The following is a 13,159-nucleotide window of genomic DNA, read 5'->3' as shown; positions in this document are numbered from 1 at the left end:
CCTGGATGCCGGCGGTGGTGGAGGTGGTCACGCCGGGTCGGCGATGAAAGCGGTCCGCGAAGACAGGTGCGGCGCGCTACGGCCTCGGCAGCAAATGCTCGCGGTCGTGCTTGACGAACTCCTCCCGCAGCGCGGACCGGTCCGCGTCGGTCAGCGACATGTACGTGGTGCTTCGGGCGGGCGTCCGCCAAACCGGGTCGGCGGTCTCCCAGGCCGTCCGGCGAAGCGGCGCCTTGTTGACCTTGTTGGTGCCCGTCTGGGCGATCGATTCCGTGACCCGGACGAACCGGGGACGCCACTTGGTGCCGAGGTCCTTCTGGTCGTCGAGGAACCGCTCGAACGCCTTCGGGTCGAATGCCCGCCCCTTCGGGAGCTGGATCGCGCACATGACGTTGTCGCCGGTGTGGGGATCGGGGACAGCGTAGACCACCGCGGACGAGATGCCGTCGTACCGGCTCAGGATGCGTTCGATCGGGGCCGCCGCGAAGTTCTCCCCGTCGACCCTCAGCCAGTCCGAGGTGCGGCCGGCGAAGAAGAAGTAGCCGCGCTCGTCGCGGAAGGCCAGATCCCCCGACCAGTAGTCGTCGCCGCGGACGCGGTCCGCCACGGCCTCGGGGTTGCGGTAGTAGCCCTCGAAGACCTTGACTCGATCGATGCCGACGATCTCGCCGATTGCCTCGTCGGCGTTGAGCAGGCGGCCGTTCTCGTCGAACTTCGCCGGCGGGCACTCCTCGCCCGATTCGTTCAGTGCCTTGATGACCTGGCCGGCAGCGGGCAGGCCGAGTGAGTTGGGCGGCGCGTCCGGACCGGGAAAGATGCTGAGCACCCCTTCCGTGGAGCCGTAGGACTCCCAGATCCGGCATTGGAACCGATCACTGAACTTGACCATGTCGGCCGGAGAGGCTTCGCTTCCGTAGGCCACCTGGAGCGTGCTCAGCCGATCCCTGGGGTCCTCCGCCGTGGCCAGCACGTAGTTGATCGCACGGCCCACGTAGTTCGTGAACGTGATCCCGTGCTCGTGGATGTCGGGTGCGAATCCCGACGCGGAGAACTTGCGGCGCATGACGATCGTCGCCCCGGATCGGACCGAGGGCGCCAGATTGGTGAAGATCGAGTTGCCGTGGAAGAGCGGCATGCACAAATAGGTGATGGTGTCACGATGCACCCCGATCCGGTCGCCCAGCACGTGGGCGCGCCTGGTCATCGCGTGCTGCGAGGAGATGACCGCCTTCGGCGCACCGGTCGAGCCGGAGCTGAAGAGCAGGAGAAGCATGTCCTCGGCGGCCGGTGACCCGGCGGGCAGCGGTGCGCCTCGGTAGGGGCGGAGGTAGTCCGCGTACTCGGCGGTGTCGACGTTCAGGACCCGCCGCACGGACGGCAGCTCGGCCCCGGCGATGAGCGAGAGATGCTCGTTCTCGGTGACCAGGAGGTCGCAGTCGGTGTGGCGAATGTCCTGTGCGAGCTCCTCGCCGCGCCGGGTCGGGTTGATACCGACGATGACAAAGCCACCCAGCCCGCCGGCGAGCAGCCAGAAGACGAAGTCGGGCAGGTTCTGCAGCAGCACCCCGACGTGCACCTGCCGGCGGTCGCCGGCGGGGCGGACGTCGCGGATCGCCGCCGCGCGGTCCGCCGCCTCCTGCACCGTCTCCCGCCAGGTCCAGGCCCGGCCCTCAAAGCGGAGTGCCACACGGTCGTCGCTCGAGCGAGCCCGTACCAATTCCGAAAATGGACCCACAAGAACTCTCCTCGTACCAACGCACCGGGCAGGAACGTCACCGGTAGAACTATCAGATGAGTGTTTGTCGGTAAATCAGGAGGCGGTCGGCGCCACCTGCCACTGCGACGAACGTCGGCCCCGGCGGGGCGGAGACCGCGGCGTGCGGTCGGCCGGGGCGCGTTCCGGATACCGCTACCGCCGCTACCGCCGCTACGGCCGCGCGGCGCCCTCGGGCCGCCCAGCCGCCGATCCCGCGGCCTGGTCGGCGGGCGGGACATCCATGGCACGCCGGAGTGCCATCTTGTCGATCTTCTCGTTCGGCGTACGGGGAAGCCGGTCGAGGACTCGGACGTCGTCGGGCAGCCAGAACTTGGGTACGGAGCCGACGAGCGCGCTTCGGATCCGCGCACCCAGCGAGTCCACATCGGCGCATTCCCGTGCCACCACGTACGCGACCGGCCGTTCGCCCCATTCGGGATGGGGGATGCCGACGACGGCGCACTCCACCACGCCGTCCACCTGAAGGATCGCCTCTTCGAGCCGGCGCGTCGCGATCCATTCGCCGCCGGACTTCACGAGGTCCTTGAGCCGATCGACGATCCGCATGTATCCAGACTCGTCGATCGAGGCGACGTCGCCCGTGCCGAGCCAGTCATGCGACTCCCCCTGCCAGTCCCCCCACAGATAGTCGTTGATGATCCATGGGCCGCGGCAGTTCAGTTCGCCCGTCGAGCGGCCGTTCCACTCGACCGGTTCCTGGGTCTCCAGATCCCGGAGCTCGAACTCGACACCGGCCACCGGAACGCCCTGAGCGCTCTGGGAGTGGCGGCTGGACTCGGGGTCGAGCCAGCCGCGCGGACGGGAGACCGCGGCGATCGGGGAGGTCTCGGTCATGCCCCAGACCTGGATCATCTGCCCGCCGAGGTCGGCGACGCGATCCACCAGAGCGCGATCCACCGCGGAACCGCCTGAGATCATCCGAGTGCCGGCCAGCGGAGTCGGCGTCCCGGCGGACCTCAGCACCTCGGCGACCCGGTGAACCACCGTGGGGACCGCGCCGAAGCAGGTGACCTTGTAGGACTCCACGAGCTCCGCGAGGAACGGTCCGTCGCCCGCTCTGCGCCCGGGCAGGACCATCGAGGCGCCGGCGAGCAGTGCGGCGTACGGCAGCCCCTGGCTGTTGGCGTGGAAGAACGCGGCGGCGGGCAGGACGACGTCGGCCTCGCACACACCGAGGGTGTCCACCCCCAACGCCATCATCGCGTGCAGCATCTGGGAACGGTGGCTGTAGACCACCCCCTTCGGCATGCCCGTCGTTCCGGAGGTGTAGGAGACGAGCATCGGCCGGTTCTCGTCCAGCATCGGCCAGTCGAAGGAGGTCGGCTGGGACGTGGCGAGCTCGTCGAGCCCGGGACAGTCGCAGTCCGGTGCCGCGGCGCCCGACCGGAGCAGCGTCATCTCGCCGCCGGCGTGTGCTCGCAGCGAGTGCGCGAGGTCGGCCAGGTCGGCGTCGAACACCAGCACGCTGATCGGAACCTTCGCGAGCACATGGTGCAGGTGCTCCACGGAGGAGCGGGGATTCAACGGGACGACGACGTCGCCGACGGCCGACGTGGCGAGAATGACGCCCAAGTGGCGATCGTGGTTCCAGGCGAGGGTGGCGATACAGGCACCCGGCTGCGGTGCCGCCTGAGTAAGCACGGCGGCGTACTGTGCGCTCATCGCGAGCAGGTCACCGTAGGTCCGGCAGACCATGTTCCGGCTGTCGTCGGCCGTCCAGTACTTCTTTCCGGAAAAGAGGTGACCCATTCGCCACAGAAGATGACCGACCGTCAGACCGCCGCGCCCGATCTCTGGCCGCATGTGAGCTCCTCGAATATCACGATCTCGCGCCGTGTTGACAACACCGGATCGCCTTTGGTTGCTGGGAATTCGTGAGTTGACCGTTCCCGATGGGCACAGCGTAGATGCGGGCTGGCGGGCCAGGCAACGCAGACTCCCGGAATCCATTTCCGCCACACGGAACGGCCCCGGTGCGCGGCGGATCCTTGATGCGACCAGGCAATGCAGGTTCCCGGAATTCATTTCCGCCACACGGAACGACCGGTGCACGGCGGGCCTTGTAATCTGGCGAGCCGGAGTGAAACCTTTATCCCGGCGTCTTCTTTGAAGGCGAAGACGGAGAGGAATGCGGAATGGCCGACTTTGAGTTCTTGGACGTGACGTGCCGGGAGGAGGTGGCCACCGTCCTGATGCGGCGACCGCCGGTCAACGCTGTGAACGGGGAGATGTACCGCGAGATCAAGGAGGTGTTCTCCCGGATCGAGGAGTACGCGCCGGAGGCTCGCGTCGTCATCCTGACGGGTGAGGGCCGGCACTTCTGCGGCGGCAACGATCTCGAAGAGTTCCGCACCATGACGCCGCAGAACTCACGGCCCCGGATGCAGACCGTGCGGGAGGCGTTCTGGGCCATCTACGACTCGACGCTCCCGGTCATCGCCGCCGTCCAGGGCGTAGCCGTCGGAACCGGTGTCGCGCTCGCGGCCTCGGCCGATCTCGTGGTGGCCGCGCAGGGCGCGAAGTTCAGCCTGCCGGAGATCCAGGTTGGTGCGATGGGCGGCGCGAAGCACCTGTCCCGGCTGGTCCCGCAGGGTGTCGTGCGCCGGATGCACTTCACCGCGGACATGGTGCCCGCCGAGGAGTTGGTGCAGTACGGCGGCATCGTGAGCGTGGTGCCGGCGGATCGGTTGCAGGAGGAGGCCTTCGACCTCGCCCAGCGGATCGCACGGCACAGCCCGGTCGCGATCCGGGCCGCCAAGCGGAGCCTCAACCAGATCGAGTACATGGACCTCAAGTCCGGGTACCAGTTCGAGCAGGGGCTCACCGGTGAGCTGGCCGGGACCCACGACGCGAAGGAGGCGGTCGCAGCGTTCTTCGAGCGCCGCGAGCCCCGATACATCGGCGGGTGACCGTCGTCGGGTGGAATCCGTCGGCCGCATTCGACCCACGTGTCATACCCGGCGGAGCCGCGCGATCGGGCGGGGGTGAGCGGTCATGACGGGAGCGTTCCACACCGGTCATGACGTGGGGCATCTTCCAATGCTTCAGAGGACATCTGTAGCATGCAGCCATGAGCGGCACCAACCAGCCTATCGAGGCGCTCGCCCGCGGACTCCGGGTGCTTGAAGCCCTCTCCAGGTCTTCCGGAAGCATGGGCAACGGCCAAATCGCCCGTGTGACCAATCTGCCGCCCTCAACGGTGTCCCGCTTGACCGACAGTCTCGTGCGCCTCGGTTACCTGCAGATGGATTCCACCTCCGGGGCCTACAGTCTGACCGCAAAGAATCTCCGGCTGGGATATCCGGTTCTCGCGAACATCTCGATTCTCGGCCGGAGCCAGCGGGTCCTCAACACGCTCAGCGCGGACACCGGTCTCACCTCCGCGTTGGCGATCAGGGACGGCCTGCACGTCGCGACCGTCGCCACGGTACGTGGCAGACACCCGCACTCGGTCAGCCTGGCGGTCGGTGGACGACTCCCGCTCGCTGTCTCCGCGTCCGGCGTCGCTCTCATATCCGGGCTGGAGGAGCCGCACAAGAGCAGGCTGGTGAAGGAGATCTGCGCCGGCCTCCAGGCACGCGGCAGGAGCGTGGGCGACTTCGAGAGCCAGCTCAAGGCGTGTGAGGAGACGACGGTGGCCGTCAGCCGGGGTGCCTGGCACGACGACATCGGCGGCATGGCGACGCCGATACGCAGCGGCGGCCAACTGTTCGCGTTGGGAGTCGTCTTCAAGTCCAACGGCACTTCCGCCGAGCTCGGAAAGCTTCCCGTGCAAGCCCTCCGACGAGCCGCGGAGGAGCTTGCCGACTGAGTGCACGGTCGGTTGACGCGCAGTGCCTCTGTCTTCTCCGGTGACCCCGTGTCGCCGCACAGCGGGTCGGTGAGGTCGTCCCCGACCGACGGCCGATCATGCGATCACCACGAGGCCGGCCCTGGCCGGCTGTCCGCACCGCCACTGGAGTGTGGAGCCTTCCACCATGTCCGCGACCTCGCACGCCCCTTGACCGCGACCGCCCTCGGCGTTCAACGCGGCTAAATCAGATATCGCACTACTTTCCCGGGCCCAGCGGTTCCCAGTCGACGGGGAACCACGTTTCATTCCACAGAGCGGAAATGGATTCCAGGCGGGCTATTGTGCGCCAAGCAGCGGCGCCCTACGGTTACGGCATCGAAAGTAAGGCGACTTGATTTTCGGCTTCGCGATAGGGCGCCGGTGGCCCGATGAACGCGACCGAACGGGTTCGATACCGGGCAAGAGGATCTCCCCCAGAAAAGATCAGTACGCCTGAGCCACTTCAGAGAACGTCGATGCGAATAATTCGTCCTACTCCGTGAGGAAGGAACACGAGGAAATGAAAAGAAGGACTCTTCTTGGAGTGGTTCCGGCGTTGAGCGCCATGCTGGTGCTCAGTGCGTGTGGCGGTGGCAGCCAGGCCAAGGGCGGTGCCGGCGAAACCATCACGCTTAAGCTGGGCACCCCCACCGCCGGGTCGCACCACTGGTCGAAGAACGCCCTGCTGCCGTGGCAGAAGCTCGTTGAGGAGAAGACCAACGGCCGGGTCAAGGTGCAGCTGTACGAGGGCGGCACGCTTGGAACGTTCAACTCGGTCCTGACCGACCTGCAGGGCGGTCTCTACGACGTCGGCATGGTGATTCCCAGCTACTTCATGAACTCGAAGCTGTACCCGCTGAGCATCGTGACACTCGCGTTCGCGTACCCCGATCCGGCCACGGGCGGAAAGATCGGCGACGAGTTCTTCCAGAAGAACGCCGACCAGGTCAAGATCGACGGTGTCCGTAACCTGGGCGTCGCGGTCTCCGACAGCTACGTGTTCTTCTCGACGAAGCCGATCAAGACCCTCGCCGACATCAAGGGCATGAAGATCAGGGCCCAGAGCGCGGCGGACGCCGAGATCGTCAAGGCGTGGGGGGGCGTGCCGGTCAACATCCCCGTCCAGGAGAGCTACGAGGCGCTGCAGAAGGGTGTCATCGACGTCTCCCCGTACAGCGTCGTCGGTGCACTCGGTCTCAAGATCCATGAGGTGGCGCCGTATCTGCTCGACACGAGGGCGTGGGGCAGCGTCACCGTGCCGGCGATGAGCGAGAAGTTCCACTCCTCGCTGCCGGATGACCTGAAGAAGGCATTCGACCAGGAGCTCGGTCCGAAGCTCGCCGAGCTGATGCAGCAGTCCTACGTCAAGGAGGAGAACGCCGTACGGCAGCAGCTCCCCGAACTGCTGAAGAAGAACGGTGGCGACTGGATGAGCGTCAGCAGCACCGACCTGGCCCAGTTCAAGGCGGGATCCCAGAGTCAGTGGGACGTCTGGATCAAGGACGCCAACAGCAAGGGCTACGACGGTCAAGGTCTTGTGCGCTCATACCTCGAGCTGATGTCGGCAGCGGGCGTCGAGCCGCCCGTCAAGGGCTGACAGGCAGGACGGAGTGGACGGCTCGACTCCTCCGGGCGGCCGCCGGACGGGCGTCAACGAGTCGATCTCAACGGCGCCAGGTCCGGTGGCCTCGGCCACCGGCGGGTCATCCGGTCCCCATAGAAGAGATGGAATGAGGTGAAACATGCTCCGGACAAGTATCGAGGCATTGAATCGAATTATGGGGTGGATCGCCTTCGCCGCGGCGGTCCTCCTGATGGTGATCACGGTCGTCGGCGTGGTCTCCCGCTGGGTTGGGCTTCCGGTGCTCGGGGTCGACGAACTCATCGCGCACACCATGGTCGTCCTGATCGCGTTCTCGCTGGCCTACACCCAGTCCAAGCGCTCCCACATCTCGGTCGATCTCATCGTGGAACGCCTGCCGGCCCGGGTGCAGGCCGTTTTCAACGCGGTTGGCAGTCTGCTCATCACGGGCATGGCGTTCACCATCGCCTGGATCTATGTGCAGGAGAACCTGGTCAAGGACGGCTCGGCCTCCATCTCCACGGGCCTGCTGAACATCCCGGCACTGCCGTTCAAGGTCGTTCTCGCGCTGGGATTCGCGTCGTGGAGCCTGACCGCGCTGGTCCAATTGCTTGACCTACGGGCGGTGCCGGCGCATGGCGCGGAACGCGGGCCCGACGCTGACGTGGAGGCGAGTCACTGATGCCGTTGGAAATGATCGGCGCCGTGGTCCTGATCGCGATGCTGCTGCTGATGCTGGCGCGCGTACCGGTGGCCGTCTCCATGGCGATTCCCGCCATGATCGGGATCTACTATCTCTCCGGTTGGGAGGTGTTGTCGGCCGCGGTCAACTCCATCGTCTGGCAACACACCCTCAGCTACTCGCTGGTGACCATTCCCATGTTCCTGCTCATGGGCGAGGTACTGCACGTCTCCGGCATCACCGGCGAGCTCTACCAGGCATTTCGGGTCTGGGCCGGGCGCATGCGGGGTGGACTGGCGGTGGCATCGATCGCGGCGTCCGCCGGGCTCGCCGCCGCCTCGGGATCGAGCATCGCCACGACCGCGACCATGGGCACCGTCTCCTCTAAGGAGATGCTCAACGCCGGTTACGACAAGGGCCTCGCCGGTGGGGCCATCGTCGCCGGGGGCGGCCTGGGGATCCTCATTCCCCCGAGCACGGTGCTGGTCATCTACGCGACGCTCACCGAGCAGTCCATCGGCAAGCTTCTCATCGCGGGCATCCTCCCCGGCATCATGCTGACCTTGCTCTTCATTCTCACGGTGATGGTCAGTGTCGGGTTCAACCCGCGGCTCGCGCCTGCCGGCCGGCCTAGTTCGTGGTCGGAGCGCCTGAGCTCGCTGAAGTACGTCATCTGGGTGCTGGTTCTCTTCGCCGTGGTGACCGGTGGAATGTACTTTGGCCTGTTCAGCCCGACCGAAGCCGCGTCGTTCGGGGCGCTCGCGGCGACCGTGATCGTTGCCCTGCGCAGGTCGATCGGCTGGGAGAAGTTTCTGACCGCGGTCAGGAGCACCGTCAAGACGGTCGGGTTCGTCTTCGCGATCATCATCGCCGGCTTCATCCTGAACTACTTCCTCGCCATCACCAGGCTGCCCATCACGATCTCGGAGTACATCGGCGGCCAGGAATTTCCGCCGTTGCTGCTCGCGGCCGCGCTGCTGCTCATGTACATGTTGCTGGGGTGCGTGATGGACGCCCTCGCCATGCTGGTCGTCACCCTCCCCATCGTCTTCCCGATCGTGCTCGCGATGGGATGGGACCCGATCTGGTTCGGCATCGTGATGGTCATCGTGATCGAGATGGGGATGATCACACCGCCGATCGGAATGAACTGCTTCGTCCTTCATGGTGTGGCCCCCGAGCTGGGTCTGAATCGGATCTTCGCCGGCGCGATTCGGTTCGTCATCCCGATGTTGATCGCACTGATTCTGCTCTACGCCTTCCCCCAGATCGCCCTGTTCCTGCCAGGAAAGATGTAGCGGTGCCGCGAGCGGGTGAATGGGACCGGATCGCTGAAAGGACGCCGCGCCGCGGGTGCGGCGCATCGCTAGGAGACGATTGATGGATGTCGAAGACGTGAGCAGCCGCCTCCTCGCGGCGGCGGCTCCGCACCTGAACAACCCCGGCCCTCGTCGCTGGTCCCCCCGGCCGATCGAAGTGTCGGCGGTGTGGAACTTCTGCGAGGCGGTGGAGGACGGGAATCCGGTCTACTGGGACCAAGAGCGCGCGACCAGCTCGCGGTTCGGGCGGATGATCGCCCCGCCACAGGCGCTCTGGGCGCTGAGCATGCGCAACTGGTGGCTGCCGGAGTACTTCCGTGACCGGGATGACCTCGTCGGACTGGGAAACGACAGCATCCCCTCAATGATCGCACGGCGGATTGTCGAGGACTTCGGCTTCAACACGGCGACGAACGTGACGCGCAGTGAGGAGTACCTCGAGCCGTTCGGCCCCGGAGACGGTCGGCTCGGGCAGTCCGAGACTCTCGTCGGCCTGAGCGGGGTGAAACGCACCCGGGTGGGCATGGGCGTCTTTCTCAACACGGAGATCGAGTTCGTCACGGAGAAGGACGACCGCCTGGTGGCCCGCGCCCACAACACCTTGTTGATGTACCAGCCGTTCGCCACTGAGGAGGCCTGAGTGATGGTGCGAGCCGGAGCGGTTTCCCGCGCGGAGATACCGGATGGGATGGAGCTTGCTCCACTGCGAATCGCGGTGACCGCCACCACGTTGGCGAAGGATGTGGCCGGGACCCGGGACCTGTACCCGATCCATCATGACCACGAGTTCGCCAAGGCGGCGGGCGCTCGAAACATCTTCCTCAACACGATGTGGTACCAAGGCGTCCTCGGCCGCTACGCGACCGACTGGGGCGGCCCCGAGTCGTTCGTCCGGCGGTTGTCGTTCGAGATGCGGGCCACGAACTGCCCGGGTGACACCCTCACCGTGCGCGGGACGGTCGTAGGCACCTCGGTCACCGATGACGAGACGCTGGTGGACCTCGACGTCCGCATCGACAACCAGTCGCAGCAGGACACGGTGACGGCGCGGCTGACGCTTGGGCTGCCTCGGCCCGCGCTGTGACCCGATCGCCTCTGTCCACCAATCCCCGACCGCGCCGACGCGGTGGTCAACGTCAAGGAAATACCCCGTGTTTCTCAGCTATACCGACGAGCAACTGGAGCTTCAACGCGAGCTGGACCGCTACTTCGGCGACCTGCTCACCCCGCAGGTGCGGACCGGCCTGCGGGCCGAGCCACGATGCGGACCGACGACTCGGCGGCTACGGCGGCGGCTGGGGCAGGACGGCTGGCTGGGCGTGAGCTGGCCACCCGAGTTCGGCGGGCGCGGCATGTCCGTCCTCGCCGAGCAGATCGTCTTCGACGCGGGCTACCGGGCGGGCGTCCCGCTGCCGTTCCTCGGGCTGAAGACGGTCGGCCCCACCCTGATGGCGTTCGGCTCCGCCGACCAGAAGGCGTTCCACCTTCCGGCGATCGTCGCCGGGGAGGTCGAATGGGCGATCGGGTACTCCGAACCCGAGGCCGGCAGCGATCTCGCCGCGCTGACGACCCGAGCGGTGCGCGACGGCGACGAGTACGTCATCAACGGCAGCAAGATCTTCACGACGGGTGCGGACACGGCGGACTACATCTGGCTGGCGGCTCGGACCGGGCCGGTCGAGGCGCGGCATCGCAATCTCTCGGTGTTCATCGTGCCCACCGGTAGTCCGGGTTTCAGCGCCACGCCGCTGCCGGTCATGACCGACAAGCACACCGCGTTCAGCTTCTACGAGAACGTGCGGGTGCCGGCGGCGAACCTGGTCGGCGCCGAGAACGACGGATGGAAGATCATTACGAGCCAGCTCAACCGAGAGCGGGCCGGCATCGCGGCCCGATCCGGGAGCTGGTCGCAGCAGGCGTTCGACGATGTCGTCACCTGGGCACGCGAGCACACCACACCCTCGGGTCGCCGGATCATCGATCTGCCGTCGGCTCGGATGCCGCTGGCTCGGGCCTGGACCCTCGTCGAGGCGATGAGGCTGTCGAACTGGCGGGTCACCGCCGCCCTGGCCGCGGGAACGCTGACGGCGGCCGAGTCATCCGCCGCGAAGGTCCTCACGACGGAGGCGCATCAGGAGGTCGCCCGGCTGCTGCTGGAGGTCATGGGGCCGGCGGGCGCGCTCAAGGCCGGGTCACCCGGGGCCGAGCTGCAGGGGCGGATCGAGCAGGAGTACCGCACGGCTGTCCTGTACACCTTCGGCGGCGGGAACAACGAGATTCAACGAGAGATCATCGCATGGACCGGGCTCAACCTACCTCGGGGGACGAGATGAGCGTCCCCACGCCGCCTGCACCTCGGCGGCCACAGCCGTTGATCGATCAGGAGAACGAGTTCTTCTGGGAAGGTGTCAAGCTGGGCGAGCTGCGCGTGCAGCAGTGCGACTCATGCCGGTGCCTCATCCACCCGCCCCTTCCGCACTGCGCCTCGTGCGGGTCGTTCGAGCTGGGATACCGCAGCGTCTCGGGGCGCGGAACCGTTTACAGCCATGCGACCGTTCACCGGCCGCTGGTACCACCGTTCACCGAACCATATTCGGTCGTCGTGGTCGAGCTGGCGGAGGGAATCCGGCTGGTGTCCCAGCTCGTCGGCGTCCCGCCCGGCGACGTCGCCATCGGGCTTCCGGTGGAGGTCGAGTTCACGGAGGTGGAAGAGGGGCTCACGCTGCCGCTCTTCCGCCCGATTCACGGTGAGAGCGGTTGAGTAGATGGACTTCAGTCTGAGTGAGGAACAGCGGGCGATCCATTCGGCCGCGGAGAGCGTCTTCGGTCCCCGCTCCGCCGCCTCGGTCGGCCACCAGGCGCCTCCCGGCTCGGCCGAGTCGTTCGACTCCGAGGCATGGGCCGACATGGCGAGGGCCGACCTGCTCGGTATCGCGGTCGGCGAGGAGTTCGGCGGATCCGGCCTCGGCCTTCTCGAGGTGTGCGCCCTGCTGTGGGCTCAGGGCAGGCACCTGATCCGGGTTCCCGCCGGTCCGGCCCTGGCCGTCGCGGCGCCCGCGATCGAACGGTTCGGGTCCGGCGCCCTGCGCGAGTCGGTCCTGGCCCGAGTGGTGACGGGTGACTGCGTCCTGTCCACCGCACTGATCGAGGCCGGGGCGCACGATCCGGCCGACGTCGGAGTGTCGGCGCGGCCCGGCCCGGCGGGGACCTGGCTGGTCACCGGTGAAAAGATCTGCGTGCCGTACGCCGGGCTCGCGGAGCGCATCCTGACCCCGGTCCGCATCCCGGATTCCGGAATCGCCGTCGCCGCCATAGATCCCGGCTCGGCCGGCGTCCGGTTGACGCCGCAGCAGGCGACCCACGGCGAGCCGGTGTACCAGGTCGGCTTCGACGACGCGGTGATCGATGAGGGCGACCTGCTCGGTCGCGGGGCGGAGGAACGCGCAGAGGCGTTCAGCTGGGTGCTCCAGCGATCCACGGTCACGGTCTGCGCGCTACAGCTCGGAGTGGCGGAGCAGATCCTGGCGATGACCACGTCCCACGTCCGCGAGCGGCGACAGTTCGGACGCCCGCTCGGAGCCTTCCAAGGGGTCGCGCTGCGCCTTGCCGACGCCTATCTCGCGGTGGAGTGCATCCGGAACAGCATGTGGCAGGCCGCGTGGGCGTTGTCGGACGGGCGCGATGCCGCGCAGGCCGTCAGGCTGGCCAAGTACTGGGCCGCCGAGTCCGGCCAGAGGCTCGCGGTGATCGGGCAGCACCTGCACGGTGGGATCGGTGTCGACACCGAGTATCCGCTGCATCGCTACACCCTCTGGGCGAAGTCGCAGGAACTCAGCCTCGGCTCGGCCCACCCGATGTTGGACCAGATCGGACGCCACCTGGCCGACGCCGGCACAGCGGCGGTGGGGCCGCCCCCCGGCGACCCGTACCGGCCGAGCGGTGTCGAACCGGCGGAGATGAGCTGACG

General features: G+C 67.1%; 12 protein-coding genes. 10 read left to right on the top strand and 2 right to left on the bottom strand.

Annotation, left to right across the window (positions count from 1 at the left end):
- Nucleotides 1–76: 76 nt before the first annotated feature.
- Together ACQP0P_RS11570 and ACQP0P_RS11565 are read right to left on the bottom strand one after the other, a co-directional pair.
- Entirely contained in the window at nt 77–1,687 is a 1,611-nt protein-coding gene (locus tag ACQP0P_RS11570; RefSeq protein ID WP_433374702.1) for an AMP-binding protein, read from the bottom strand.
- A gap of 240 nt (nt 1,688–1,927) precedes the next feature.
- Complete coding sequence (locus ACQP0P_RS11565; RefSeq protein WP_433374699.1) at nt 1,928–3,580, bottom strand: AMP-binding protein; 1,653 nt, start codon at nt 3,578–3,580, stop codon at nt 1,928–1,930.
- Between the two features lie 332 nt (nt 3,581–3,912).
- Between ACQP0P_RS11565 and ACQP0P_RS11560 the strand changes: the two genes are divergently transcribed.
- From ACQP0P_RS11560 to ACQP0P_RS11515, 10 genes are all read left to right on the top strand, one after another.
- Complete coding sequence (locus ACQP0P_RS11560; RefSeq protein WP_433374696.1) at nt 3,913–4,686, top strand: enoyl-CoA hydratase-related protein; 774 nt, start codon at nt 3,913–3,915, stop codon at nt 4,684–4,686.
- A 161-nt stretch (nt 4,687–4,847) separates the two neighbouring features.
- Nucleotides 4,848–5,588 carry an IclR family transcriptional regulator gene (locus ACQP0P_RS11555; RefSeq protein ID WP_433374694.1) on the top strand — a complete coding sequence of 247 codons (741 nt, stop codon included), beginning with the start codon at nt 4,848–4,850 and terminating at the stop codon, nt 5,586–5,588.
- 586 nt (nt 5,589–6,174) lie between these two features.
- Nucleotides 6,175–7,206: a TRAP transporter substrate-binding protein gene (locus tag ACQP0P_RS11550; protein ID WP_433381818.1), complete on the top strand. Its 1,032-nt coding sequence runs from the start codon at nt 6,175–6,177 to the stop codon at nt 7,204–7,206.
- 181 nt (nt 7,207–7,387) lie between these two features.
- Nucleotides 7,388–7,873 carry a TRAP transporter small permease subunit gene (locus ACQP0P_RS11545; RefSeq protein ID WP_433374691.1) on the top strand — a complete coding sequence of 162 codons (486 nt, stop codon included), beginning with the start codon at nt 7,388–7,390 and terminating at the stop codon, nt 7,871–7,873.
- A complete protein-coding gene (locus ACQP0P_RS11540; RefSeq protein ID WP_433374688.1) occupies nt 7,873–9,171 on the top strand; it encodes a TRAP transporter large permease in 1,299 nt (432 codons plus the stop codon). The genes ACQP0P_RS11545 and ACQP0P_RS11540 overlap by 1 nt, the downstream gene beginning before the upstream one ends.
- A gap of 82 nt (nt 9,172–9,253) precedes the next feature.
- Nucleotides 9,254–9,832, top strand: coding sequence for an FAS1-like dehydratase domain-containing protein (locus tag ACQP0P_RS11535; protein ID WP_433374685.1), 579 nt, complete (start codon nt 9,254–9,256; stop codon nt 9,830–9,832).
- Nucleotides 9,833–9,880: 48 nt separating this feature from the next.
- Nucleotides 9,881–10,276, top strand: coding sequence for a MaoC/PaaZ C-terminal domain-containing protein (locus tag ACQP0P_RS11530; RefSeq protein ID WP_433374682.1), 396 nt, complete (start codon nt 9,881–9,883; stop codon nt 10,274–10,276).
- Between the two features lie 67 nt (nt 10,277–10,343).
- The gene (locus tag ACQP0P_RS11525; RefSeq protein ID WP_433374680.1) at nt 10,344–11,525 is read left to right on the top strand and encodes an acyl-CoA dehydrogenase family protein; all 1,182 of its coding nucleotides are present in this window, start codon (nt 10,344–10,346) and stop codon (nt 11,523–11,525) included.
- Entirely contained in the window at nt 11,522–11,953 is a 432-nt protein-coding gene (locus ACQP0P_RS11520) for a Zn-ribbon domain-containing OB-fold protein (RefSeq protein ID WP_433374677.1), read from the top strand. The genes ACQP0P_RS11525 and ACQP0P_RS11520 overlap by 4 nt, the downstream gene beginning before the upstream one ends.
- A 4-nt stretch (nt 11,954–11,957) precedes the next feature.
- Nucleotides 11,958–13,157, top strand: a complete 1,200-nt coding sequence (locus tag ACQP0P_RS11515) for an acyl-CoA dehydrogenase family protein (RefSeq protein ID WP_433374674.1) — start codon at nt 11,958–11,960, stop codon at nt 13,155–13,157.
- Nucleotides 13,158–13,159 lie beyond the last annotated feature (2 nt).

Source organism: Streptosporangium sp. CA-115845, assembly GCF_050943795.1.
GTDB lineage: Bacteria > Actinomycetota > Actinomycetes > Streptosporangiales > Streptosporangiaceae > Streptosporangium.
This window is presented reverse-complemented; position numbering and strand designations above follow the sequence as displayed.

Excerpts from the sequence above, each read along its gene's own strand:
- ACQP0P_RS11565 (WP_433374699.1), bottom strand. The coding sequence starts at position 3,580 with ATGCGGCCAGAGATCGGGCGCGGCGGTCTGACGGTCGGTCATCTTCTG.
- ACQP0P_RS11560 (WP_433374696.1), top strand. The coding sequence starts at position 3,913 with ATGGCCGACTTTGAGTTCTTGGACGTGACGTGCCGGGAGGAGGTGGCC.
- ACQP0P_RS11555 (WP_433374694.1), top strand. The coding sequence starts at position 4,848 with ATGAGCGGCACCAACCAGCCTATCGAGGCGCTCGCCCGCGGACTCCGG.
- ACQP0P_RS11550 (WP_433381818.1), top strand. The coding sequence starts at position 6,175 with ATGCTGGTGCTCAGTGCGTGTGGCGGTGGCAGCCAGGCCAAGGGCGGT.
- ACQP0P_RS11545 (WP_433374691.1), top strand. The coding sequence starts at position 7,388 with ATGGGGTGGATCGCCTTCGCCGCGGCGGTCCTCCTGATGGTGATCACG.
- ACQP0P_RS11540 (WP_433374688.1), top strand. The coding sequence starts at position 7,873 with ATGCCGTTGGAAATGATCGGCGCCGTGGTCCTGATCGCGATGCTGCTG.
- ACQP0P_RS11535 (WP_433374685.1), top strand. The coding sequence starts at position 9,254 with ATGGATGTCGAAGACGTGAGCAGCCGCCTCCTCGCGGCGGCGGCTCCG.
- ACQP0P_RS11530 (WP_433374682.1), top strand. The coding sequence starts at position 9,881 with ATGGAGCTTGCTCCACTGCGAATCGCGGTGACCGCCACCACGTTGGCG.
- ACQP0P_RS11520 (WP_433374677.1), top strand. The coding sequence starts at position 11,522 with ATGAGCGTCCCCACGCCGCCTGCACCTCGGCGGCCACAGCCGTTGATC.
- ACQP0P_RS11515 (WP_433374674.1), top strand. The coding sequence starts at position 11,958 with ATGGACTTCAGTCTGAGTGAGGAACAGCGGGCGATCCATTCGGCCGCG.